Origin of the sequence: Victivallis lenta (assembly GCF_009695545.1) — a bacterium.
Lineage (GTDB): Bacteria > Verrucomicrobiota > Lentisphaeria > Victivallales > Victivallaceae > Victivallis > Victivallis lenta.
Map to the genome: position 1 here is coordinate 39,675 of NZ_VUNS01000021.1, position 23,073 is coordinate 62,747.

The following is a 23,073-nucleotide window of genomic DNA, read 5'->3' on the forward strand; positions in this document are numbered from 1 at the left end:
AAGCCGCATCCGGATTTTTCCGCATAAAAAAACGCCGTGTCGCCCGGACACGGCGTTCCCCAGCGGCGGAACGGATCAGAACTCCTCTTCCTCTTCGTCGTCGAATTCCTCGTCGAACTCCTCGTCGAGGTCCTCGTCGTCAAAGACTTCATCGTCGAATTCGCCGCGCTCGAAGATATCGTCCTCCTCTTCGTCGAAATCCTCGAAGAGCTCGTCATCGTTGATGCCGTCGTCGAATTCCGACGGGTCCTCGCCGAGGAAGGAGGACGACGCGCTGATGACGGAACCGCATTCCGGACAGCAGCCGTCTTCGGCTTCTATCGCGCTTTCACTCACTTCAATATTGCAATAGGGACAAATTGTAGCCATATCACCAGCCTCCTTCTTAGGTCAGTTTCTCCGGTACTATATTGATACTTTGCAATTTGTCAAACCGGGAACGAAAAAAAAACGTTTTTTTCTCGGGAAATGCGATGAATTACTTCACCGGATCGGGGGAGTCGTACAGCCGGAACAGCCACTCGCCGTCGAGCGGCGCGCCGTCGAGTTCCGAACGGCCGTAGTTGCGCTGGCGGTCGAAGAGCAGCGAGCATTTGCCGGGAAAATCGACGATTTCCAGCAGGAAAAGGCCGCTTTCCGGCATGACGGGGAAGCGGAGCTTCACGAGCCCCGGATGTTCCACCGCGCGCGTCACCGTGCGGCCGTTGACCCGGAAACGAAGCCGGCCGGCGCTGTCGGCCAGCAGCGTCCATTCCGCTTCGCCGGGCTTGTCGAAGTCCGGAAAGCGCTTGGCGAGCTTCTGCCCGCGGCGCATTTCGATTTCGCTCCAGCCGCCGAAGGTCATCGGGCCGTAATCGAGCCGGTAGGGTGTGCCGCCGAAGGCGACGACGGTTCCGTCCGGCCGGCAGAAGCGCGCCAGCGCCGCCTCGAGGTTGTTCCGGTAGAACTCGTAGCCGGAGCTGACGAGCCAGAAGGCGGCGACCAGCCCGCCGCCGCCGCAGAGCAGCAGCTGCCGACGCCGTTCCGGGGATCTCCGCCAGCGCCGCAGGAACCAGGACGCGAAGCCGCCCGCCGCAACGGCGACAAGCGGAAGGATCGGCGCCCGGAAGCGCGAGAGAATGTAGAAGAGTGCGGTCGCCGCCCAGTAGGCCGCCGCGCAGTAGACGAGCAGCCAGAGCCGGACGTCGCGCCGCCGGTACGCCCTGACGGCCGCCAGCACGAGCCCGGCCAGGCCGAGCGGCAGCAGCACGAGGCTGCGCCCCGGCAGCAGCCAGCGCAGGATCAGGCTCGACTCGGCGCCGCCGCCGGGACCGAGAAGCGAAACGTTGTTCGGAATTTCCCGCCAGTCCCAGAAGAGCAGGAGCTTGCGCAGCTGCAGCTCGAAGAACGCGGCGGGCTCGCGGCGCATCCACTCGAACATCTGGGCCGGTACGCCGACGCCGTTTTCGGCGCGGTTCATCATGCGGCCGTACGCTTCGGGGTACTCCATCGGCCCGGCCGGAAGTTCCGGATCGCGGCCGCCGGCCGGCGCTTCCGGCGAATTCCCGAGCGCGAGCACGGCGTCGGCCGCGGTCGACGGGCCGGAGAGTTTTCCGGTCACGCGGGTGTTGTGGAGAGCGAAAGGCAGCTGGACCAGAAGCACCATTGCCGCGAAAAGCCCGGCCGCCGCCGCGATTCGGCCCGGACCTGCTTTGTGCTGCCGCCCGGCCCAGATCAGCGCCGCCAGCAGCCCGGGCAGGAAGAAATTGATGTTGCCGCGGGTCAGGATCGCGATTCCGGTCACGGCTCCGACCGCCGCCCAGCGCTTGAGATTCCAGCATTCGCAGGCCCGCAGCGCCAGGTAGAAGAGAAGCATGAGGTTGAAGGTCTGGAGCGTCTCGTTCTGGTGGTACGGCGTATTGAGCAGCAGCGGCGTCGAAATCGCCGTGAACACGGCGGCGATGCAGCCGGCGGTTTTGCCGAACAGCCGGGCGGAGGCCAGCCCGGCGAGATAGCTTGTCGCCGCCCCGAGCAGCGACTGCACGAAGATCACGAAACCGATCGAACCGCCGGAGAGCAGATAGCAGCCCGGCAGGAAGACCGCATAATAGAACGGCTGATAATAAAAGGGCCCCGTATATTCGCCGGCCGCCATTTCGCGCCCGAGCTTCATATACGTGGCAAGGTCGGTCAGCACCGAAGGGGCATAGACGCTGTTTCGCCCGCCGTTGACGGCGCCGAGCTCGGCCCAGACGCCGAGACGGAGCAGGAACGCACAGCCGGCGATGACGCCGAGCATCAGCAAAAAACCGCGGCCGGAACGGATTCCGGCTGCGGTACCCCCTCTTGACGCCATGCCCGCCATCAGACGGTCATGAGCTCCTTTTCCTTCGCGGCAAGTTCCTTGTCGAGCGTGGCGATGTAGCGGTCGGTCAGCTTCTGGATGTCGTCGAGGATCTTCTTGAGCTCATCCTCGGTGAACACGCCGTCTTTCTGTGCTTTTTTGGCTGCTTCGTTGCCGTCGCGCCGGATGTTGCGGAGCGCGACCTTCGCTTCCTCGACGAACCCTTTCGCCTGCTTGGCCAGCGTCGCGCGGCGGTCCTGGCTGAGTTCCGGAATCGGCAGTTTGATATGAGTGCCGTCGTTCATCGGGGTGATGCCGATGTTCGAGGCGAGAATCGCTTTTTCGACCGCGGAGAGCGCGCTTTTGTCCCACGGCTGGATCACGAGCAGCCGCGGTTCCGGCGCGTTGATGCCGGCGAGCTCCTTCAGGCGGGTCGGGGTGCCGTAATACTCGACCATGATGTTTTCGACCAGCGACGGAGAGGCTTTCCCGGTGCGGATGGTGTGAAAGCTGTTGACGAGGGCCTCTTCGGTCTTCATCATGTGCTCTTCGAGTTCGTCAAGAAGATTGGCCGGATCCAATTGCATGGTTTTTCTCCTGGTTTTGTTTTGCTGTTTCCTTCATTGCGTAAAATAGCAAGCTTTCCGGCAAAATGCAAATAAAAAAACACCCGAATCGTCGAAAATTCGGGTGAAAAAAGAGCGGTACGGTCACCTTGTGTTCTTCTTCAGCGCTTCGAGCAGCACGCGCTTGCGCGGGTTGTCCGGGGAGGGGACGACGCTGCGGAACGCCTTCCCCTCGTGTTCGATGCTCCATGCGTCCCATTCCCGGAACGCGTGGTAGGCCCAGTCCCAGCCGTACTCCTCGAAGAGCTCGATCATGTCCGCGAGATAGCGGTCGCCGCCTTTCGCCCAGTTGATCACGCTGAATTCCCCGACGAAGATCGGGACGCCGTGCTTCTTCTGGAACTCGATGACCTCCTTCATGCTGACCCGCAGCTGCTCCTTGTCCCAGTAGACGCCGTCGATCACGCCGGGATACGACCAGCGGACCTGACCGAGCACCCCCTGATGGGTATAGGCGTGCGGGCTGTAGAAATGCGGGCTGTAAATGACGTTGCGGTCCGCGAGCGGCCGGGTGTTCGCAAAATCCGGCTCGGTGATGATCGGCGTGTCGGGATCGACCTCCCGGATGACTCCGACCAGCCGCTCCGAGATCGCGAGCCACGGGTTTTCGACGCCTCTGACGTAGTTCTCCGCAACCGGCTCGTTCAGCAGGTCGTAGCCGTAGATCTGCGGGTTGCCGCGGTAGTGCGACGCAAGTTTCCGCCACGCCGCGTCGAGGGTGTCGAGGCTGGTCCCGGCGCCGAGGATGTTGCTGGCCACCTGACTGATCCCGGTGCCGGGGCCGGTGTGCAGGTCGATGGCGACTTTGATGCCGTGCTCTCTGAAGAGCGGCATAAGTTCGTCGAGCCGCTTGATTTCGGAATCGATCCAGGCGAGGTATTTCTCCGGTGTCGAGATGTCCGCCTTCGGTTTCACGTTGAGGCCCGGATTCATCTGGTAGCGGATCAGGTTGACGTTCCATTCCGCGAGCGTCCCGACCGCTTCGGGCGACAGGTCGCCGCCGGACATGAAGCCGCGGAACTTCGCGCCTTTGCCGGGGCCGCGCGGAATCGCCTGCGCCTCGGCATTCACGGCGGGCTTCCCCTCCGACGGATCGTCGGTTTCGACGCAGCGGAAGATTCTGACGCCCGCAACCTCGAAGGTTCCGGAGGCGTTCTGGATGCCGAGCGACAGCGTGACCTTATCCGCGTTGTCCGGGATGTTTTCGACGATGCAGACCTTCGTCCAGCCGTAGGTGCCGTAACGCCGCAGCGGCTCCGGATGACGCGTTTTTCCGCCCGCCGAGATCGCGAGCATGACCTTGCTGCCGAAATACGGCTGCGGTCCGCGCGTGAGTTCTTTGCCGCGGACGACGGCTTCAAGCTGGATGAGGCCGCGCAGCTTCGCCGGGTCGAGTCCGATCGACATCCAGCGCGTCCCCCGCTTCGGCAGGACGAAGGCCACGGCGGGGGAGCCGTCCGGCCCGCCTGCCGGAAGATATTGCGCGGCGGAGCTGTCGGTCCACCGTTTCAATGCGCCGGCCGAACGGAAATCGGCCTCCCACAGAAGTTCCGTATTCCGGTAGGCGGCGGACAGGCAGGCCGAAGCGGTCAGCAGGAGCAGCAGAACGGTTTTTTTCATCGTCATGATCCTCAATCCTCCACGAAGGCGCGGCTGCGCAGGTCGATGTCGCTGCTGACGTAATCATAGTACAGGACGGAGGCCCGTCCTTTCCAGCCGGTCCGGTTGGCGGCATGTCCGTCGAGGAACAGGATATTGGCCGAATTGCCGTGGTTCGGGCCGACGTTGCGGGAACTGCCGAGCCAGCATTTGCCGTCTCCTCCGGCGATGACGCCGACGGCGGTGTTGATGTATTCGTTCCCCGAGCTGCCGAGCAGGTTCGAGTAGTCGGAATCCAGGACGGCGTAGGTCGCGGAAGGCTTCCGGTAGCGGGCGGCTTTGGCGAGAGGCCCGGTTTCGGTTCCGTCGAGGCCGCGGATCAGGTTCTGCACGATGCCGTAGCTGACGCGGAGACTGTTTTTAGCAGCCAGAACAGAACGGTCGGACGGACAGCGGAAGATTTTCCAGCTGGCGCCGTCTGTGAGCGGCCAGCCGCTGCCGCCGACCTGTCCGCCGAGGTAGCCGCGCCCCCAGCTGTAATCCCAGCAGCTCAGATGCCGGTTGTTCACGCACTGCGGCGCGATGTAATCGCCGTTGTCGCCGATATACTGCACCATCGCCGACCCCATCTGTTTCAGGTTGGACAGGCAGGAGCTCCTGTACGCCTGTTCGCGCGCTTTCTGGAGCGCGGGCAGCAGCATCGCCGCCAGAATCGCGATGATCGCGATGACGACCAGGAGCTCGATCAAGGTGAAGAAAGTTCTGTTTTGTCTCATGGCACCTCTCCGGTTATATTGGGGTTCTACTTATATTATACTGAATAACCGGTCCTGAAACAATATGGTTTTGGTCTGGATTTGGCATCTGAATCATCAAAAAATACACTTTTATTTCAATTCGTGCTGGAAATATCCGGAATGCGGCGGTATTGTGCCGGAAACAGGGAGGGCAGCGGCGTGAAACGGGCACAGGGCAGCGAGGTTTATTCCCTTTCGCGTTTCGACACCGTCGAAGCGCGCGGAATGACCGAAAGCTGGGATTTCGGCCGGAAGAACATGCTTCCGGTCTGGCCGGAGTTTGCGGTCCGGCAGTTTTTCCTGGCGGGCAATTTCTTTTCGCATACCTGCCCGTCGATAACCGCGTTCGAGCTGCCGCTCGACGGCGATCTGCTGATCGAGCACAATGACCGGATCACGCTGGTGAAGCCGGGTTCATTCTGCATCCTGCCCGCCGGAGAGGACAACACGCTCCGGACCGGTCCCTCCGGCTCGTGCCGCAAGCTTTCGGTCGGCATCTGCGGCCAGCTGATCGCGCCGTTTCTGGCCGCCCTCGGTTTTTCCGGCGGCCGCTGCCGTTTCGACCTGACCGAGCCGGAGAGAGCGTACCGGCTGGTCGAAGCGATGTTTCCGCTGCTGCGCCGGAAGGATCCGGCCGATGTGGCGGAGCTCTCCGGCCTGGCGATCCGTTTCCTGACCGAGCTGAGGATGCAGCAGCCGCATTGCCGGGAGCCGCTGATCGCGGATGCGATTCGCATTTTCGAATTCAACCTCGGCAACCCGATCGCGCTCGGCACCGTCGCCGCGGAACTGAACCTTTCGGAGCTGAAGCTGATCCGATTGTTCAAGCTCCACCTCGGCGTGACGCCGAAGGCGTATCTGATCGCCCTGCGCATGCGCAGGGCGGAGTCGCTTCTGGCCGGCTCGGTGCGTCCGGTCAACGAGATCGCACTCTCCTGCGGATACGGCTCCGCCCGCTGCTTTTCACGCGAATTCAGGAAAAAACATGGAATTTCCCCGCTTGAGTTTCGCCGCCGCAGCTTGACAAATCCGGTCAGGAGTGATCTTTTAAACGATGATGAATAGAACGGAACAAAACCTGCGCCGCCGGCTGCGGCGGCTCTGCCTGCTCTGTCTGGCGCCTCCCGCGGCGCTGGCCGGAATCGTGCTGTTCGCGGCGGGGTGCATGGCCGACCGGGTCATCTTTCAGCCGCCGGGAGGCACGCCTGCTGTTCCGGGGACAACGATGCTCGAAGTCGCCGCCGGCCTTTCCGTCGCCGTGCTGTATCTGCCGCCGCCGGAGGGAGGATATGTGCTGCTCTACAGCCACGGCAACGCCGAGGATCTCGGTTCGGTGCGCTACCGGATCAGGCAGTATGCGGAGCGCGGTTACGGCGTCGCCGCATACGATTACGAGGGGTACGGGCAGAGCGGCGGCGAACCCTCCGAGGCGGCGGCCTGCCGGGACATCGAGCGGGTCTGGCGCTATCTGGTCGAGGAGCGCGGCGTTCCGCCGGAGTCGATCGTGATTTACGGCCGTTCGGTCGGCAGCGGCCCCTCCTGCTTCCTCGCTGAAAAGGTTCCGGCCCGGGCGCTCGTGCTGGAGGCGCCGTTCAAAAGCACTTTTTCCGTGGTCGGCATGGGCTGGCTGCCGTTCGACCGGTTCCGCAACATCGACCGGGTGGCGAAGATCAACCTGCCGCTGCTCATCATCCACGGTACGCGGGACACAGTCGTGCCGTACTCCCACGGCGAGGCGCTTTTCGAGGCGGCTGCCGGGCCGAAGCGGCTTTACACCGTCGAGGGCGGCGGCCACAACAACCTGCTCTTCAAGGCGGGGGAACGCTACTGGGAGACGCTCCGGGAGTTCCTTGCTTCTCCGGAACGGAAGGAGTAAAGCGGGGCAGGCGGCGCCCGGGAAGGGCCTCCCGTTCCGGCATGCGCTGCCGGATCAGTGATTTTGCGGGACCGGATGCGGAGCGTGGCCGGGGCTGCCGCTGTACCGTTCCCGGCTCATTCCGGATCAATGAACCGGAATGAGCCTTTTTGAGCGATAAAGCATAATTTTTTGATTGTTTTCTGGAAGTCGTGTTCTTTTCCGTCGGGTATAATATTGGTGCAGTCTCCCGGAAAACACAATCATGCCATTTGCTGGAGGGATTTCATGAGAAGCAGCTTTACACTGATCGAATTGCTCGTCGTTATCGCCATCATCGCAATCCTTGCTTCAATGCTGCTGCCGTCGCTGAATCAGGCGCGCGAGACCGCCCGCTCGTCCAACTGCAAAAACAATCTCAAGCAGCAGGGGCTCGCCATGCTGCAGTATGCGTCCGACAACAACGACTGCTTCGCGCGGCACAGCAACGGGAGCGAGGACTCCGGGAACCGCTTCTGGACCTGGCTGCTGGTTGCGGACGGGAAGTATCTGGCGAAGAAATCATTCGTCTGCCCCTCCCGCAGCGGTTCGCCGGACTGGGTGAGAGAGCTCTGGAACGATCCCGGCAGGTTCCTGACCAGCTCGGACCATGCCGGCTGGTACATCTGCGACTACGGCATGAACCATCAATATGTCTCCGGGGTGAAGCTCAGCCGTTTTCCGGCGGCCTCCCGGACGCTGCTGATCACGGAGTCCGCCGACGCCGACCGCGCCGAAGGCGACCTCCAGCCGTTCGGTTTCCACCGGATCGATGCGAACTACGATGCGAATTACGCGGTCGCCTGGCCGTCGCACCGCGGCAATTCCGAAATCAACGCGGTTTTCGCCGACGGCCATGTCGTGTCGGAGCGGGGACCGGCGGGCGAGGCCGGCGCCAGATGGCTCATGTCCACCCGCGGCAGCAGGATCGGCTGCCCGTGGGTGGACTCGAACTGGAACGATAACGCACCCTGGAACTTCTGGATTCGTCACGACGGCTGGTACAGATGGTAAGCGGGGGAGGGGAGTTTATGCGGTTGACGGTATTTCTGCTTCTGGCCGGAATCGGCGTCGCGGCATTCGCCGGGGCGGAGACGGAAAACGGAAAACGGATCGTCCGGGCCGATGAGACCTGGAAACCGATCGATATGTCCGCTCTGTCGGTCCGGCCCGGCAGCGCGCTCGACCTGAGCGGCATCCACGAGCCGGGCCCGGCCGGGAAATACGGCCGGGCGGTGATCGGTCCGGACGGCGGCTTCCGTTTCGAGAAACGCCCGGACAGGCCGGTCCGCTTCTTCGCGTTCAACGCGTTTGCAAACCACCTGATGACCTGGAAGGAGTCGATGCTTCAGGCCGCGACTCCGGAGGAGACCCGGAAGAATATCCGCGAGTTCGCCGCGAAGGTGCGGCGCCAGGGGTACAACATGGTCCGTTTTCAGGGCGTGGATCTGCTGCTGATGTCCGGAAAGGACGCGCCCGGCCGGGCGCGGTTCAGCCCGGCGAACCTCGACAATTTTCAGTATATGCTGCACTGCCTGAAGCGGGAGGGGGTCTACTTCGGCATCGACCTGTTCAGCTACACCGGCTACGAGAAGTTCCCGAACCAGTGGTCCGATGCGGTTGCGAAGCGTTACAAGGAGCGCATGTACTTCGATCCCGAAGCACGGCGGATGTGGCTTGACGGCGTGAAGGCGCTCATGACGGCCGTGAATCCGTATACCGGGCTGTCGCTGAACGACGAACCGGCGCTGGTTTATGTCGATATGCACAACGAGCAGGAGCTCGGCATCTGGGCGGCGAAGGAGCCGCTCCGGGCGGAAGGCGTCCGGCTTCCGGCGGAAAGCGCCTGGCGCTCGTTCCTGAAAAAGCGGTACGGAAACGACATCGGCAGGCTCGGAAAGAGCTGGAACGTCCCCGTTGCCTCCTTCGATGCCGTCCCCCTGTTTTCGAAGAAGGACCTGTACGCCTGGGACGCCAGAGGGAAGGATGCCAATGAGTTCCTGTATGAGATCGAGCGCGGAATGCTCGACTTCTACCGGCAGGGGCTGGAGGCGATCGGCTGCCGGACGTTTGCGACGCTCTACGACGTCCTCGGCTATTTCCGCTTCACGTCGATCCGGCGCGACGTGCCGGTCATCACCGCGCACGGCTACCACAACCACCCGACGGCCAACAGCAATCCGGGATCGCGCATGGATCAGAACAGCATCGTCGGCAACGCCGCGGTCTATCTGCGCTACATGTCGACCATGCGGGTCTGGAACCGTCCGTTCCTGATTACCGAATATAATGCGCCGTTCTGGGGCAGATACCGCCACCAGGAGGGGCTGCTCCTGCCGTCCTACGCGTCGCTGCAGGATTATGCCGGAATCACGGTCCACTCGCTGGCCGTCACGCGCATTCCGGCGGAGCTGGCGGATTTTCAGCTCGGCCGCGACCCGGTCGGCCGCGCCGGGCAGGTCATCGCGGCATTCGCCTACGGGCGCGGAGACGTGGCCGCTGCCCGGCACAGGGTCGGAGTGGCGCTGGACGACGCATTCATGCGCGATCCGCGCAATATGAACAGCGGCGTCAGCTCCGAGCAGAACCGGCTCGTGCTCCTGACCGGGCTCGGCGTCGTGCTGGACGGAGCCGTCCCCGCCGGACTGCCGCCGTATCCGGCGCTCGATCTGACCATGCCGCCGTCGCAGGGCAGCCGGATCGCGGCGCAGACCATGTTCACGGTTCCCGTCGATACGAACAATGTCCCGGATTTTGCCGGAATTACCGCAAAACTGCGGGAAAAAAACATCCTGCCCGCCGGCAACCTGACCGATCCGGAAAAAGGCGTTTTCCAGAGCGATACCGGCGAACTCGTCCTGCGGACCGGGGAGAATTGCTTCACGGTGGATACGCTCCGGCTGAAGGGCGCGGCATGGGAGGGGGGCGAACTCCGTCTCTCAAACCTCGTTTTCCGAAGCTCCCTGCCGTGCACGGCCGCGCTGATTTCTCTCGACAAAGCACCGCTCGGGGAGTCCCGCCGCATGCTCCTTGTTTTTTCGACCGACGCCCTGAACAGCGGCATGGAGCTCTCCGCCGACCGCAGGGTTCTTCACAAGCCCGGAACCCTCCCGGTGCTGCTGGAGACCGGGACGCTCGAACTCACGCTCGACTGCTCCGCAAAACTGAAGTGTTTCGCGCTCGGGATCGACGGAGAGCGCCGCGAAGAGCTTCCGCTCCATATCGGCGGCGGCAGAATCCGGCTCGCCATCGATACGGCAAAGCTCAGGAACGGCCCCGCCCTCTATTTCGAACTGGCGGAACGATGAAACTCTCCGACCGGAGAGGTCGAGGCATCTCCGGGGAAAAGGGCCGTTCCGGCGAAGGGGGAGGCTAGAGTTTCAGGGGCCAGGCGAGACGCAGGGCGCCCGCGACGATGAGGGCCGGCAGGAGTGGTTCCCGGAGCAGCAGATGGAAGACGGCGTAAACCGCTCCTCCGACGATCCAGCCCGCAGCGGAAAAGGTCGTGCACCAGCTTCGCGGAAAGGCGGTTTCCCTGCCGATGCGGCCGCGGACCGCTCCGGCCGCCAGGGCGGCGACGGCGGTCACGATGATCCAGGTCGGCTCTTCGACGATGAGGCTCTGCGGAATCAGCCAGACGGCCGGAAGGACGATTGCCGCGAGCGCGAGCACGCGCGCGGCGCGCGCCCGCAACGGCAGAACGACGAAGACGAGCCCGACGCATCCCCAGATCGTCGAGGCCGGCACGCCGGTGAAGAGCTCCCGGCAGGACATGGCGCTGCAGGCCGCCAGCAGGACGAGGACGAATCCGGCGGAGTTCTCCATCAGCGCAAAGCCGTACGGGTTCCGGCCGTACCTGCCGAAGTAGAGCCGGATGGCGCCGTAACCGAGCAGGAAGCAGAACAGCGTCTCATAAAACCATTCGGGCGAAACCGGTTTGGCGAACGCCGGATCGTTTTCCGGCGCGGGCAGGACCGGCGGGGACGGTGTGTAATAGAGCGCCGCAAAAATGCCGGCTGGGATGTGGTTTTCTTCGCCGAACGGTTCGAGCAGCGCGCGCAGCCGTCCGTCGAGCAGGTCCAGGTCGGTGGAGACCGCTTCGCGCGACGCGGCGACCCGTTGTCCGCGCGTTCCCGGCAGGACGGCCCACTGCGCTTCGGCGGGGAGCAGCAGCCGGTTCACGGACGGGAGCACGAGAATGCCGTTTTTCGGCTCCAGCAGCTCCCAGAGTTTCTCCACGAAACCGCGTCGTGCGGCTTCTCCGCCGGACGGAAAGGTGTCGATGTAGATCAGGTTGAACTTTCCGGCGAGGGCGGCGACCGCCCGGCCCGGAAGCCCGTTGTGCGGCTTGAACTTGCTCCAGTCGCGGCCGGGGAACCGTTCCGCCTGAGGCCAGATGCTTTCGACGCCGGCGACGAACGGCATGCTGCACCAGACTTCGGGGAGCAGGGACGGCCGGTCGGAGAGGAAGAGGACGCGCGCAGAATCCGAATTCGCCATGAGGATGGCCGGGAGCGCCGCCGCCACCTCCTGCGGTTCGCCGGCGGAAACCGCCGGCCGGCGGTTCAGCATTCCTTCGGCGAACAGGATGGTCGATACCGGCAGCAGCGCGATCATGCATACGCGCAGAACCCAGTGCGCTCCGACCCAGAGGATCGTCGAGGCGAAGAGGATGGGAAACAGCGCAATCTGAAGCGTCTGGGCGGCGAACGCATGGCCGGGCAGCAGGAATACCGTCAGGGCGAACGATACGCCGAACACGGCGCGGACTCCTCCCGACCGCACCGGCAACGCCGTGAAATAGCCGCCGGCCAGAATTCCGCAGATCGCCAGCGCCGCCCGCGGCCCCGGAACCAGGCTGAACAGAAAAAGCAGCAGCGCCGGCAGGATGAGAATTCCGCGCAGCCCGTGCCGTTCGCGCCAGCTGCCGACCAGGACCGCGCCGAAGATCGCTTCGAGCGCGATGATGATCAGCGATACGCCGGGGATGCCGAACAACCCGGAGCCGTGCTCGAGAAGCTCCATCGTCCCCGCGAAGGCCGAGCCGAGAAAAATTCCGGGAAAAGCGGCGCCGCAGATCATGCGGGCCGCCCGCTCCGTCCGCCGGGCGAAGGGGGAGGTTTCCCATCCGGGAAGAGGTTTCCTGCGTGTGTCAGTCGTCATCGGCGCTCCGGCTTGGATTCTGTTTTTGTTCAATATACTGTTAAACTTTGAAAAAATCCAGTAATGCGGGTTGCTATTTCGGGGGAAAGGTCTATCTTATCGTACCTGAGTGAGTACCCATTATTAAGCGGGAGGAATGAATGACCATGGATATCAAGGATTTTCAGATACCGCGCCTCGGCCGGGCGCAGCTCGATTCGCCGCTCGACCCGTCGACCGCTTTCATCGACGACGGCGCGACCGTCGCCTACGACAGCGATGCCGCGAAGCTGGCCGAATATGTGCGGAAGGGAAAGACGATTCCGGCTTTCGAACTGGCGGGGCCGCGCGCGAGGATCTATCACGACCCGTCCTGGTGCAAGGCGGCGGTGCTGACGGCCGGCGGCCTCTGCCCGGGGCTGAACGACGTCATCAAGTTCCTGACCAGCACGCTGCGGGGTCAGTACAAAGTGCCGATCGTCTACGGCATCCGTTACGGCTACCGGGGGCTGAACCCGGCCAGCAAGCTCGCTCCCATCGTGCTGACCGACGAGAACACCGACGACATCCACGAGCAGGGCGGCACCATCCTCGGCTCCTCGCGCGGCGAGGAAGACACCGGCGTGATGGTCGATACGCTGATGCGCATGAACATCAATCTGCTGTTCTGCATCGGCGGCGACGGCACCGCGCGCTGCGCGCACGACATTGCGATGGAGGCGCAGCGTCGCGGGCTCTCCATCAGCGTCATCTCGATTCCGAAGACCATCGACAACGATATCAGCTTCATCGACAAGTCGTTCGGTTTCGAAACCGCCGTCGCGGCCTGCAGCCGGTTCGCCTCCGGCGCGAACAACGAGGCGAAGGGCGCCTACAACGGCATCGGCCTGGTGCGGGTCATGGGGCGTGATTCGGGCTTTATCGCGGCTTATGCGACGCTGGCGAATTCGTACATCAACTACTGCCTCGTGCCGGAACGCAAATTCACGCTGGAGGGCGAGGGGCCCGATGCGCTGCTGCCGAACCTCGTCGAGCGCATGAACCGCAAGCACCATGCGGTCATGATCGTCGCGGAGGGCGCCGGCCAGGAGCTTTTCGACAAGCTGCCCGAAATGCACGACGCCTCCGGGAACCTGATCCACAACGACATCGGCATCCTGCTGCGCGATAAGATCAGGGAGCATTTCAAAAAGCTCGATATCGAAGTCAACGTCAAATACTTCGACACCTCGTACGCCGTCCGCAGCGGCCCGTGCCACGGAGCCGACGCGGTGTTCTGCGCGATGCTGGCGCAGAATGCCGTGCATGCCGCGATGGCCGGACGCACCGATATGGTGATCGGCCACTGGGGGGACCATTTCACGCACGTGCCGATTGCACTCGCCACGCGCGAGCGCAAGAAAATCGATCTTCACAGCCAGCTCTGGACCAGCGTCCGGGCCAGCACCTGTTTCTGAAAGGGGTTAACGATGCAGGAACATCTGAAAAAAGTTTCCGCTGCGATCGACAAGCTGCTTGCGGCGGACCGTTATCCGCAGACCATCCGGCCCGATTACCTGCGCGCCGCGGTTCTGGACTATCCGCAGAACGGCGGCAAGCGGCTCCGGCCGGCCATTCTGATCTGGTGCTGCCGGCTGCTCGGCGGCAGGGAGTCGGCGGCCCTCTATCCGGCGGCGGCGGCGGAGGTCTGCCACAACTGGACGCTCGTGCACGACGACATCATCGACCAGGATACGACCCGCCGAAACCGGCCGACCTGCCACGTGGCGCTGGCCGGCGGAAGCCGCAGCCGTTTCGGCCTCGCCGCGGCGGAAGCGGACCGCACCGGGCGCGATTTTGCGATTCTGACCGGAGACATCCAGCAGGGGTGGGCGAACGATCTTCTGCTCCGGGCGACGGAGCACGGCGTTCCGGCGAAGGTGACGGTCGGCGTCATGCGCCGTTTTCAGGAGCTGGCGAACCGTGAGCTGATCTGCGGGGAAGCGCTCGACGTCGAATTTTCGCTGCGCATGCTCGAGTCGATCGGGCTTGACGAGGTCCGCGAAATGCTTCGCGGCAAGACCGGCGCGCTGCTGCGCTTCTGCGCCGAAGCCGGCGCGATGATCGCCCTCGAAACCGATGATCCGGAGACGCCGGAGGTCAGGAAGCTCGGGGAGTTCGCCCTGGCTGCCGGGAACGCCTTCCAGCTCCGCGACGACTATCTCGGCATCTTCGGCAACTTTGAGATGCTCGGCAAGTCGCTCGGCGGCGACCTGCGCGAAGGCAAGGCGACGATCCTGCTGCTGAGTACCCTGCAGATGGCCTCCGCCGCCGACCGCAACCGGCTCCTGCGCATGCTCGGCCATCGTGAATATACGCCGCACGACCTCGAAACAGTCCGCCGGATCATGGTCGACTCCGGCGCCGCCGGCGTTCTCGAAAGGGAGGAAGCCGAGCTGGCGGACCGGGCCAAGTCGATCCTGAAGGAGTTTCCGGCCAACGTCTACCGGAAGTGTCTGCTCGAACTGGTCGATTACCTGATCGAGCGGGAAAAATAAGCGCCTGGGGCTTCCTGGAGGGAAGGAGGGCGAAACGCCCTCCTGTTTCCGTTTCAGCGGCAGGCTTCGGCGGCGAATTCGCGGAAGGCCTTCAGGTACAGCGCGTAATCGTCGAGGGTGACGGCGGGCGGAGTCTGGTGGTCGCAGCTGACCAGGAAGCCGCTCTGCCGCGCGGTCGGCAGCAGGCGGGCGAATTCGCGTTCGATCGCCTCTTCGCCTTTGTCCATGACCATTTTGTCGTATCCGCCGAGCAGGAGGAACTTCGGGTGTTCGCGCCGCAGTCTGGCGACGTCCACGCCGGCCTGGCGCTCGAGCGGAAAGATTCCGTCGATTCCCGCCCGCTCGAACCAGCTGACCGAGCCGGTGATGTCACCGTCCGAGTCGAGAAAAACCTTGACGTTGTGTTTCCGGAGAACCGGGATGATTTCGCGGTAGTACGGCAGCAGGAATTCATCGAAAAGCTCTTCGGAGATCATCGAGCCGTGGTTGTAGCTCATATCCTCCGCAAAGCTCATGAATTCGGGTTCATAGCGGTCGAAGATGCAGTCGAGCACCTTCAGATTGAATTCGAGCTGGTCCTGGTTCAGGCGCTTCATGAGCTCCGGCTGGTCGTAGAAGGCGTAAAGATGGTTTTCGATGCCGAAGAGATTGCGCGGGAACCAGAAAAAGCCGTCGAGGGTGAACCAGAAGACCGCGTCGCCGCGCTCGTGCTGTTCGCGGTAGCGTTCGAACGGCTCGAAATCGACTGCGTCGAGATCGTGAACGGCGCGCGAGGCGCGGAGCTGCTCGTATTCCGCGAGGTCGCGTACAAGCGGGCTGCCGTGCGGAACCTCCGGCGTCCGGGCGTTGGTCGGGCGGACCCAGCTCTGCACCATGAGGTCGAGCCCGAAATGCTCCTGGAGTCCGACCGTGTCGAAACCGGCCGGGAGCCCCTGTTTCCGCCAGTTTTCGAGAGTCAGATGCCACCACGGAGCCCATTCGATGACGGGGAGGCGGTCGGGCTTCTCGAAATTCAGGACTGCCTGGAAACGCTCTCTTGTGTTCATGTTTCGGCCTTCAATTGACTGAAAGTTTGTAGATTCCGTTTTTGAGTTCGAAGGAAAGGGTTCGCGCGAGCTCGTCCATGAGCTTGCGCGATTTCTCCTGCTCCGCGCCGAAATATTCGGTGATGAAGCCGGACATGTCCGGGATGGTCAGTTGCACCGGCAGCGGTTCCGGCGGCTGCAGCGCCGCGTCGATGGCGGCGCGGCCGAGTTCGAGAATCCGGCTCATGCGGAACAGCAGCGGTTCCACTTCCATCTCCGTGACCGGCGGAGTCAGGCCGAACTTCCGCGCGAACGGCTTCATCATGAAGAAGAAGCGGATGCGGGAGAAAATTTCGTTCACCTCGCTGACCCGGAGCACTCCTTCTGAGGCGAGGGCGCGCATTTCGGGCGGCAGGACGGCCGTGATTTCGGCTTTGGTCGCGGAGGTCCGGCCGCGGAGCCGGGCGACCGGGCCGCCCGTGATGCTCTCGATCGCGAACTTGCGCTCGTAATACCGCGCCAGTTCGAGGTACAGGTGCGGGTCGGCTTCGTGAATGCCGAGGATTTCGACCGCGCGGGCGACTTCATGCACCACCCGGTCGAAGATCGTATCGGAGCAGGCCAGGAATTTCTGCAGGAATCCGGCGACGGAAACCGGGTCGGCATCGACCGCGACCTGCCGGTCTCCGCCGCTCTGGCGGAACAGCGCGGCGACCTCCGGGAAGCCGGTCTCCTCGAGCATGCGGATCACGGCTGCGGCGAGCTCCCCCTGGCCGAAGACGGCGTCGGGACGGTTGCTGTTGAGCAGCGTGTATTCGACTGCGAGCGCGATATCCTCGGCCATATAGCTGCTTTCGCGCAGCCCGGCCGTGAGGAAGCAGTTGATGAGCCGCGTCTGCAGCTCGACCGGGTCGAACCGGACGCGCTCCCCCTCGTGATCCTGAATATAGATGATTTTTTCCGCTGGTTTAACCATGATGCTGTTTAGTATACCACGTTTCCCGGTTCACGGCAAGCTCTCCGCGTCCGTTTTTTTTGAAAAAAGCTGCCGGGAGGGGGTTGCTATTTGAGTGCGCCGCGATATATTATCATGTTTTATTGTATTTGGACATAAACCATAAGCAACCACAATATGGGAGTCGAAACTGTGAGTTATTCCGTACTCGTGTTCGTCAAACAGGTTCCGGATACCCAGAACATCTCGGGCGATGCAATGACGCCCGAGGGGACCGTGAACCGGGCCGCGCTCCCGGCGATTTTCAATCCTGAGGATTTGAATGCGCTGGAACTGGCCCTCGAGCTCAAGGATCGCTACGGCGCGCGCGTCGTGGTCGCCACGATGGGCATGCCCGCCGCCGCCGAGGTTCTGCGCCAGTCGCTCTACCGCGGCGCCGACGAAGCCGTGCTGGTGACCGACCGCGCTCTGGCCGGCGCCGATACGCTTGCGACGAGCTATACGCTCTCCTGCTGCGCGAAGAAACTCGGTCGCTTCGACCTGATCCTCTGCGGCCGCCAGGCGATCGACGGCGACACCGCGCAGGTCGGTCCGCAGCTGGCGGAAAAGCTGAAGATTCCGCAGCTCTGCTATGTCGAAGAGGTCAAAAGCCTCGAAAAAGGCAAAGTGACGGTCCGCCGCGCGATCGAAGGCGGCTACGAGATCCTCGAGTCTCCGCTCCCGGCCCTGCTGACCGTGATCGACGCGAACGAGCCGCGCCCGATGAATGCGAAGCGGCTTATGAAATACAAGCGCGCCCGGACCGTCTCCGAGATCGCGAAGTCCTGCGGGAATTCGAACTACACCGACGCCGAGGCGGTGGCGGAGGCGCAGAAGAAGCTTGAGAAGGACGGTCTCCTGATCCGGGAGTTCAGCGCGGCCGACATCGACGCCGATCCGGCCCGCATCGGGTTCCCGGGATCTCCGACGAAGGTAAAGAGCGTTATGAGCGTGGTGCTCACCGCGAGCGAGGCGAAGAGCGTTCCCGCGACCGATGAGGGCATCGGTCTCTTGATTCATGAACTCATCAGCGATCACACTCTGGGGTAAGCATCATCATGGCTGAAAAAATTGGAAACGTCTGGATTTTCATTGAGCAGGAAGGCGGAAAAATCGCCGATGTGAGCCTCGAGCTCGTCTGCAAAGGGCGCGAACTCGCCGCCAGGCTCGGCGTCAAAACCGAGGCGCTGCTGCTCGGCGACAAAGTCGAAAGCTGCGTCGACACGCTTTACAGCTACGGCTGCGACACGGTCTATCTGGTCGAGGACGCGCGGCTCGAGCCGTTCACGGTTCTGCCGTATGCGCGGGCCATCGTCGACCTGGTCCGGGAGCACAAGCCGAACATCCTGCTCTTCGGGGCGACGCTGAAGGGGCGCGAGCTTGCGCCGCGCGTCGCGTCGGAGAAGCTCGGCGGGCTGACCGCCGACTGCACCGATCTCAGGATCGACGATTTTGAGGACAAGAAGAACAACAAGAGCTATACGAACAAGCTCATGCAGATCCGTCCGGCCTTCGGCGGCAACATCATCGCCACGATCGTGAACACCTGGGACGATCCGCAGATGGTGACCGTCCGCGAAGGCGTCATGAAGATGGACGCGCCGGACCCGTCCCGCAAGGGCGCGCTCGTCAGGGTCAAGCCCGCGCTCACCGATGCCGAGACCGTGGTCAAGGTCATCGAGCGCGTCCGCGCCGACAAGGAGGTCGACCTCAAGGGCGCCCAGATTATCGTTGCGGGCGGCTACGGCGTCGGCAGCAAGGAAAATTTCAAGCTGATCTACCAGCTGGCCGAAGCGCTCGGCGGCGAAGTCGGCGCTTCGCGCGCCGCGGTGGATGCCGGGTGGATCGATCACGATCATCAGGTCGGGCAGACCGGCGTGACGGTCCGTCCGCGCCTCTACATCGCCTGCGGCATTTCGGGTTCGATCCAGCACGTCGCCGGCATGAAGGAGTCGAAGAAGATCATCGCGATCAACACCGACCCCGGCGCGCCGATCCTCAGCGTGGCCCATTACGCGATCGTGGGCGACCTGAATACCGTGATTCCGCAAATGATCAAAGCCTTCAAGGCCAAAGCGTAAGAGGGGTGGATTCCAATCATGGCTAACTTTTTCAAAGACAACAGCGATCTGGTCTTCACGCTGAACAATCTCGACCTGGCCGAAGTGGCCGCGCTCCGTGAGGACAACTACAAACTCGCGCAGCAATTCGACAACGCGCCGACTTCGTTCGAAGACGCGCTCGACAACTACAACCGCGTACTCGAGATCGTCGGCGAAATCTGCGGCGACCGCATCGAACCGCGCAGCCGCATCGTCGACGAGGAAGGTCCGCATTTCGAGAACGGCAAGGTGACCTATCACCCGGAGACGGTCCGGAATCTGAAGGATCTCGAGCAGGCCGGCGTCATGGGCGTCATGCTCGAACACCGCTTCGGCGGGCTGAACTTCCCGGTGTCGGTCTACACGATGATGACCGAAATGGTCTCCCGCGCCGACGGTTCTCTGCAGAACATCTTCGGGCTGCAGGACATTGCCGAGACGATCAGCTTTTTCGGCTCCGAGGAGCAGAAGCAGAAGTACCTGCCGGGTTTTGCGTCCGGCGAGTTCGACGGTTCGATGGACCTGACCGAGCCGGACTTCGGCTCCGACCTGCAGTCGGTGCGCCTGCGCGCCTGGCAGGATGAGAAGACCGGCCAGTGGTATCTGAACGGCATGAAGCGCTTCATCACGAACGGCTGCGCGCAGGTTCACCTCGTGCTGGCCCGTTCCGAGGAAGGAACCACCGACGGCCGCGGACTCTCGATGTTCATCGCCGAGAAGTGTCCGCAGCTCGTCGTCCGCCGCATCGAGCACAAGCTCGGCATCCACGGCGTCGCAACCTGCGAGCTCCAGTACAACGACGTTCCGGCCCAGCTCTGCGGCAAGCGGCGTTTCGGCCTGATCAAGTACGTCATGAGCCTCATGAACGGCGCGCGCGTCGCGATCAGCGGCCAGGCGGTCGGCATCGCGGAGGCGGCCTACCGCGAAGCGCGCAAGTATGCGTCCGAGCGCATGCAGTTCAAGAAGTCGATCGACCGTTTCCCGGCGATCTACGATATGCTGTCGGGCATGAAGGTCAAGCTCACCGCCGCCCGTGCGCTGCTGTATGAGACGACCCGTGTGGTCGACCTCCGCAACGGCTACAACGATCTCGTCGAAAAGAGCGAAAATCCGTCGGCCGAAGATCGCGCGAAGCAGAAGTACTACAACAAGGTCGCCGCGGTGCTGACCCCGATGTGCAAGGCGCTCGCGACCGAAATGGCGAATCAGGTGACCTACGACGCGATCCAGATTCACGGCGGCACCGGCTTCATGAAGGATTTCAACGTCGAGCGCTTCTACCGCGACGCCCGCATCACGAACATCTACGAAGGCACGACGCAGCTTCAGGTTGTCGCCGCGATCGGCGGCGTGATCCAGCGCGACAACGACGTCCGGATCAAAGAGCTGGCGGAGCTGAACTTCGAAGGAAAGCTCGCGCGTCTCCGCGACAGGCTTATGGAGCTCCATGCCCGGCAGCTCGAAGCGGTCAGGTTCGTCTCCGAGAAGAAGGATCAGGCGTATCACGACCTCATGGCGCGCAGCCTGGTCGAGATGGAGACCTATGTCTTCGTCGGCCTGCTGCTGCTGCGGGACGCGCTGAAGTGCGAGGAGCGTGCCGCGATCGCCGAGCGCTGGGTGCTCGACGCGGTTCCGGAGTTCGAAAAGCGTTTCATGCGCGTCACGTCCGGCGACGTCACGCTGATCGACAACAATCGCGACATCATCGACTACTGAGTGGTCGGAATATAACGAAACCATCGCGGCGGAACGTCCCTACGGAGGCGTTTCGCTTGCGATATTTAAAGAGGAAGCCAAATTATGAGTATGAATAATGCCTATCTGGCACGTGCGAAGAAGATGATTCCGGACCCGCAGATTCTCTCCGTCGTCGCGGCGAAGCGGGCGAAGCAGCTTGCGCTCGGCGCCCGGCCGATGATCAAGTGCGACTCCGAAAACTATCTTGACTGGGCGCTGCTTGAGATCGCCGAGGGGCTGCTGAGCTACGAGTTCGGCACACCCGGCGACAACTCTTCCGCCCTGCCGACGCTCGGGGCCGAGAACGATCCTCCCGAGACCGAAGCGTAAGGGGGAAGCATGGCGAATCAACCGGTTGTCGCTGTCCTGATGGGCAGCAAAAGCGACCTCCCGGTCGTGGAGGGGGCGTTCAAGGTGTTCGACGAATTCGGGATTCCGTACGAAGCGCATGCGATGTCGGCGCACCGGACCCCGGTCGAAGCGATGGAGTTTGCCGCGAATGCGGAGAAGAACGGCTTCAAGGTCGTGATCTGCGCCGCCGGCATGGCCGCGCATCTCGGCGGCGTCGTCGCCGCGCACACGACGCTGCCGGTGATCGGCATCCCGATTGCGTCGGAGCCGTTCAACGGGCTCGACGCGCTGTTTTCGATCGTTCAGATGCCGCCCGGGATTCCGGTCGCAGCGGTGACGGCCGGCAAGGCGGGCGGCAAGAATGCGGCGCTTTACGCCGTGTCGATTCTCGCGCTTGGCGACGCCGCGCTGGCGGAAAAGCTCAAGGAGTTCCGCCGCAAACAGACTGCGCAGGTCCTGAAGGCCGATGCCGAGCTTCAGGAAGAGTTGAACCGCCGTTGAGGAATATCCGGAGGCCGGGGCGATGACGGTCAGTATGGTGATCGGTGTTTTCGTCAAGATCTTTTTTCTGCTGACGCCGTTTTTCGTGCTCTCCGTCTACGTGACGCTGACGCGGGGCGAGGAGCACATGACGCGGCGGAAGCTGGCGGTCCGCACGACGGTCGCCGTGCTGGTCATCGTCATGATCCTCTATCTGTTCGGCGAGGCGATTTTCCGGTATCTCGGCATTACGCTGGACGCGTTCCGCATCGGCTCCGGCATCGTGCTGCTGCTGAGCGGGATCGAGGTTGTGCGGGGAACCGGGATCCCGGCCGGCCGCCAGTCGAACGACGACGGGGATATCGCGGTGGTTCCGCTGGCGATCCCGTACACGGTCGGCCCCGGCACGGTCGGTACGCTGCTGCTGATGGGGGCCGGCGCCCCGTCAACCGAGGTGAAGATCACCGAGATTCTCGGCATCATTTTCGCGGTCGGCGCACTGGGGTTGCTTTTGTTTTATTCGGATACGCTTGAGAAGGTATTGAAGCGCAAGGGATTGAATATCCTGAGCAAGCTGACCGGGCTCTATCTGGCCGCGCTGGCCTCGCAGATCATTTTCGAAGGAATCAAGAATATCATGCAGGGCGGGTCATGAAGGTCTACATTTTCTGCGATCTCGAAGGCGTGAGCGGAATTCCGGCCGGCTGCTTCATCAGCGGAGAGCGCCCGGAGCTCCGGGCGGTAGCCGCGCGCTGCATGGCCGGGGACATCAACGCCTGCATCGCGGGTTGTTTCGAGGCCGGGGCGGAGGAGGTCGTCGTCCGCGACGGGCACGGCGCCGGATTCAATGTCAACTGCGAGATGATCGACGCGCGCGCCGAGCTGGTGCAGGGGGCTTCTCCGCAGGTCCGTTTTCCCGGCATCGAGGGCGCCGGCGCACTGATTCTGCTCGGTTATCATGCGATGGCCGGGACCGAAGGCGCCGTGCTGGAACACACGTTTTCAAGTGCGACGATCCAGAACATGTGGCTGAACGGCCGGAAGGTGGGCGAGCTCGGCATCGATGCGGCGATCGCGGCGGAGCACGGCGTTCCGGTGGTGCTGGTCACCGGGGACGACAAATGCTGCCGCGAGGCGCAGGAGCATATTCCCGGCGTTGCGGTCTGCTGTGTGAAGCAGGGACTTTCGACGCAGGGGGCGCGGATGCTCTCTCCCGCCAGAGCGCAGGAAAAAATCCGCTGCGCTGCGGCGGATGCGCTGCGGCGGCTTGCGGAATTTTCTCCGGTCCGGTTGAATTATCCGGCCACGCTGCGCTGGGAGCTCGTGGAACGCCAGATGCCGCCGGGCGGGCCGGAGATCGTCCGGATCGATGGGCGGACCTATGAAAAGAGCGGTATGTCGGTCGAACGGCTTCTGATCGGGTGAGCTTATGGTTTCCCGGATTTCGGAGCGGGACGAGGTCGAAG

At 63.0% G+C, this 23,073-nt stretch carries 21 protein-coding genes; 13 read left to right on the forward strand and 8 right to left on the reverse strand.

The annotated features are described in order from the left end of the window. Nucleotides 1-75 precede the first annotated feature (75 nt). From FYJ85_RS16490 to FYJ85_RS16510, 5 genes are all read right to left on the reverse strand, one after another. Nucleotides 76-369, reverse strand: coding sequence for a hypothetical protein (locus FYJ85_RS16490; RefSeq protein WP_106055493.1), 294 nt, complete (start codon nucleotides 367-369; stop codon nucleotides 76-78). Nucleotides 370-478: 109 nt separating this feature from the next. Further along, a complete protein-coding gene (locus FYJ85_RS16495; RefSeq protein WP_177995773.1) occupies nucleotides 479-2,335 on the reverse strand; it encodes a glycosyltransferase family 39 protein in 1,857 nt (618 codons plus the stop codon). 8 nt (nucleotides 2,336-2,343) lie between these two features. Beyond that, nucleotides 2,344-2,910, reverse strand: a complete 567-nt coding sequence (gene frr, locus FYJ85_RS16500) for a ribosome recycling factor (RefSeq protein WP_206213252.1) — start codon at nucleotides 2,908-2,910, stop codon at nucleotides 2,344-2,346. Between the two features lie 123 nt (nucleotides 2,911-3,033). Next, a complete protein-coding gene (locus tag FYJ85_RS16505; RefSeq protein ID WP_154419544.1) occupies nucleotides 3,034-4,575 on the reverse strand; it encodes a glycoside hydrolase family 5 protein in 1,542 nt (513 codons plus the stop codon). Between the two features lie 5 nt (nucleotides 4,576-4,580). Beyond that, nucleotides 4,581-5,324 carry a prepilin-type N-terminal cleavage/methylation domain-containing protein gene (locus FYJ85_RS16510; RefSeq protein WP_154419545.1) on the reverse strand — a complete coding sequence of 248 codons (744 nt, stop codon included), beginning with the start codon at nucleotides 5,322-5,324 and terminating at the stop codon, nucleotides 4,581-4,583. A gap of 180 nt (nucleotides 5,325-5,504) precedes the next feature. On the opposite strand from FYJ85_RS16510, the gene FYJ85_RS16515 reads away from it, so the two are divergent. From FYJ85_RS16515 to FYJ85_RS16530, 4 genes are all read left to right on the forward strand, one after another. After that, a complete protein-coding gene (locus FYJ85_RS16515; RefSeq protein WP_158704361.1) occupies nucleotides 5,505-6,410 on the forward strand; it encodes a helix-turn-helix domain-containing protein in 906 nt (301 codons plus the stop codon). Then, entirely contained in the window at nucleotides 6,400-7,221 is an 822-nt protein-coding gene (locus FYJ85_RS16520; protein ID WP_154419547.1) for an alpha/beta hydrolase, read from the forward strand. The genes FYJ85_RS16515 and FYJ85_RS16520 overlap by 11 nt, the downstream gene beginning before the upstream one ends. A 267-nt stretch (nucleotides 7,222-7,488) precedes the next feature. Beyond that, nucleotides 7,489-8,253 (forward strand): type II secretion system protein, encoded by a 765-nt coding sequence (locus tag FYJ85_RS16525; protein WP_154419548.1) that lies wholly within the window; start codon nucleotides 7,489-7,491, stop codon nucleotides 8,251-8,253. Between the two features lie 17 nt (nucleotides 8,254-8,270). Beyond that, a complete protein-coding gene (locus tag FYJ85_RS16530) occupies nucleotides 8,271-10,547 on the forward strand; it encodes a hypothetical protein (protein WP_154419549.1) in 2,277 nt (758 codons plus the stop codon). Nucleotides 10,548-10,611: 64 nt separating this feature from the next. On the opposite strand, the gene FYJ85_RS16535 is transcribed toward FYJ85_RS16530, so the two are convergent. Next, nucleotides 10,612-12,402, reverse strand: a complete 1,791-nt coding sequence (locus FYJ85_RS16535) for a hypothetical protein (RefSeq protein ID WP_154419550.1) — start codon at nucleotides 12,400-12,402, stop codon at nucleotides 10,612-10,614. Between the two features lie 140 nt (nucleotides 12,403-12,542). Between FYJ85_RS16535 and FYJ85_RS16540 the strand changes: the two genes are divergently transcribed. Further along, nucleotides 12,543-13,838 carry an ATP-dependent 6-phosphofructokinase gene (locus FYJ85_RS16540; RefSeq protein WP_106055503.1) on the forward strand — a complete coding sequence of 432 codons (1,296 nt, stop codon included), beginning with the start codon at nucleotides 12,543-12,545 and terminating at the stop codon, nucleotides 13,836-13,838. Nucleotides 13,839-13,850: 12 nt separating this feature from the next. Further along, nucleotides 13,851-14,918 (forward strand): polyprenyl synthetase family protein, encoded by a 1,068-nt coding sequence (locus FYJ85_RS16545; RefSeq protein ID WP_106055504.1) that lies wholly within the window; start codon nucleotides 13,851-13,853, stop codon nucleotides 14,916-14,918. A gap of 53 nt (nucleotides 14,919-14,971) precedes the next feature. Here the strand turns inward: FYJ85_RS16545 and FYJ85_RS16550 are convergent, their stop codons facing one another. Both FYJ85_RS16550 and FYJ85_RS16555 read right to left on the reverse strand, forming a co-directional pair. Continuing rightward, the gene (locus FYJ85_RS16550; RefSeq protein WP_154419551.1) at nucleotides 14,972-15,964 is read right to left on the reverse strand and encodes a uroporphyrinogen decarboxylase family protein; all 993 of its coding nucleotides are present in this window, start codon (nucleotides 15,962-15,964) and stop codon (nucleotides 14,972-14,974) included. A 10-nt stretch (nucleotides 15,965-15,974) separates the two neighbouring features. Next, nucleotides 15,975-16,919: a hypothetical protein gene (locus tag FYJ85_RS16555; protein ID WP_106055506.1), complete on the reverse strand. Its 945-nt coding sequence runs from the start codon at nucleotides 16,917-16,919 to the stop codon at nucleotides 15,975-15,977. 171 nt (nucleotides 16,920-17,090) lie between these two features. On the opposite strand from FYJ85_RS16555, the gene FYJ85_RS16560 reads away from it, so the two are divergent. The 7 genes from FYJ85_RS16560 (at nucleotide 17,091) to FYJ85_RS16590 (ending at nucleotide 23,032) form a co-directional block, all read left to right on the forward strand. Next, nucleotides 17,091-17,987, forward strand: coding sequence for an electron transfer flavoprotein subunit beta/FixA family protein (locus FYJ85_RS16560; protein WP_106055811.1), 897 nt, complete (start codon nucleotides 17,091-17,093; stop codon nucleotides 17,985-17,987). 20 nt (nucleotides 17,988-18,007) lie between these two features. Then, a complete protein-coding gene (locus tag FYJ85_RS16565; protein WP_106055812.1) occupies nucleotides 18,008-19,018 on the forward strand; it encodes an electron transfer flavoprotein subunit alpha/FixB family protein in 1,011 nt (336 codons plus the stop codon). An 18-nt stretch (nucleotides 19,019-19,036) separates the two neighbouring features. Beyond that, entirely contained in the window at nucleotides 19,037-20,755 is a 1,719-nt protein-coding gene (locus FYJ85_RS16570) for an acyl-CoA dehydrogenase family protein (protein WP_106055507.1), read from the forward strand. Between the two features lie 84 nt (nucleotides 20,756-20,839). Continuing rightward, the gene (gene rpoZ / locus FYJ85_RS16575) at nucleotides 20,840-21,106 is read left to right on the forward strand and encodes a DNA-directed RNA polymerase subunit omega (protein ID WP_106055508.1); all 267 of its coding nucleotides are present in this window, start codon (nucleotides 20,840-20,842) and stop codon (nucleotides 21,104-21,106) included. Between the two features lie 9 nt (nucleotides 21,107-21,115). Then, on the forward strand, nucleotides 21,116-21,628 hold the full coding sequence (gene purE / locus FYJ85_RS16580) for a 5-(carboxyamino)imidazole ribonucleotide mutase (protein WP_106055509.1): 513 nt from the start codon (nucleotides 21,116-21,118) through the stop codon (nucleotides 21,626-21,628). Between the two features lie 22 nt (nucleotides 21,629-21,650). Then, entirely contained in the window at nucleotides 21,651-22,262 is a 612-nt protein-coding gene (locus FYJ85_RS16585; protein ID WP_177995764.1) for a MarC family protein, read from the forward strand. Beyond that, a complete protein-coding gene (locus FYJ85_RS16590) occupies nucleotides 22,259-23,032 on the forward strand; it encodes a M55 family metallopeptidase (protein WP_154419554.1) in 774 nt (257 codons plus the stop codon). Before FYJ85_RS16585 ends, FYJ85_RS16590 begins: the two co-directional genes overlap by 4 nt. The last annotated feature ends 41 nt before the right edge of the window (nucleotides 23,033-23,073 follow it).

What these genes read in the sequence shown, in the direction of transcription:
- FYJ85_RS16490 (WP_106055493.1), bottom strand. Translation starts at nt 369, where the DNA reads ATGGCTACAATTTGTCCCTATTGCAATATTGAAGTGAGTGAAAGCGCG.
- FYJ85_RS16495 (WP_177995773.1), bottom strand. Translation starts at nt 2,335, where the DNA reads ATGGCGTCAAGAGGGGGTACCGCAGCCGGAATCCGTTCCGGCCGCGGT.
- frr (WP_206213252.1), bottom strand. Translation starts at nt 2,910, where the DNA reads ATGCAATTGGATCCGGCCAATCTTCTTGACGAACTCGAAGAGCACATG.
- FYJ85_RS16505 (WP_154419544.1), bottom strand. Translation starts at nt 4,575, where the DNA reads ATGACGATGAAAAAAACCGTTCTGCTGCTCCTGCTGACCGCTTCGGCC.
- FYJ85_RS16510 (WP_154419545.1), bottom strand. Translation starts at nt 5,324, where the DNA reads ATGAGACAAAACAGAACTTTCTTCACCTTGATCGAGCTCCTGGTCGTC.
- FYJ85_RS16520 (WP_154419547.1), top strand. Translation starts at nt 6,400, where the DNA reads ATGATGAATAGAACGGAACAAAACCTGCGCCGCCGGCTGCGGCGGCTC.
- FYJ85_RS16525 (WP_154419548.1), top strand. Translation starts at nt 7,489, where the DNA reads ATGAGAAGCAGCTTTACACTGATCGAATTGCTCGTCGTTATCGCCATC.
- FYJ85_RS16530 (WP_154419549.1), top strand. Translation starts at nt 8,271, where the DNA reads ATGCGGTTGACGGTATTTCTGCTTCTGGCCGGAATCGGCGTCGCGGCA.
- FYJ85_RS16535 (WP_154419550.1), bottom strand. Translation starts at nt 12,402, where the DNA reads ATGACGACTGACACACGCAGGAAACCTCTTCCCGGATGGGAAACCTCC.
- FYJ85_RS16540 (WP_106055503.1), top strand. Translation starts at nt 12,543, where the DNA reads ATGACCATGGATATCAAGGATTTTCAGATACCGCGCCTCGGCCGGGCG.
- FYJ85_RS16545 (WP_106055504.1), top strand. Translation starts at nt 13,851, where the DNA reads ATGCAGGAACATCTGAAAAAAGTTTCCGCTGCGATCGACAAGCTGCTT.
- FYJ85_RS16550 (WP_154419551.1), bottom strand. Translation starts at nt 15,964, where the DNA reads ATGAACACAAGAGAGCGTTTCCAGGCAGTCCTGAATTTCGAGAAGCCC.
- FYJ85_RS16555 (WP_106055506.1), bottom strand. Translation starts at nt 16,919, where the DNA reads ATGGTTAAACCAGCGGAAAAAATCATCTATATTCAGGATCACGAGGGG.
- FYJ85_RS16570 (WP_106055507.1), top strand. Translation starts at nt 19,037, where the DNA reads ATGGCTAACTTTTTCAAAGACAACAGCGATCTGGTCTTCACGCTGAAC.
- rpoZ (WP_106055508.1), top strand. Translation starts at nt 20,840, where the DNA reads ATGAGTATGAATAATGCCTATCTGGCACGTGCGAAGAAGATGATTCCG.
- purE (WP_106055509.1), top strand. Translation starts at nt 21,116, where the DNA reads ATGGCGAATCAACCGGTTGTCGCTGTCCTGATGGGCAGCAAAAGCGAC.
- FYJ85_RS16585 (WP_177995764.1), top strand. Translation starts at nt 21,651, where the DNA reads ATGACGGTCAGTATGGTGATCGGTGTTTTCGTCAAGATCTTTTTTCTG.
- FYJ85_RS16590 (WP_154419554.1), top strand. Translation starts at nt 22,259, where the DNA reads ATGAAGGTCTACATTTTCTGCGATCTCGAAGGCGTGAGCGGAATTCCG.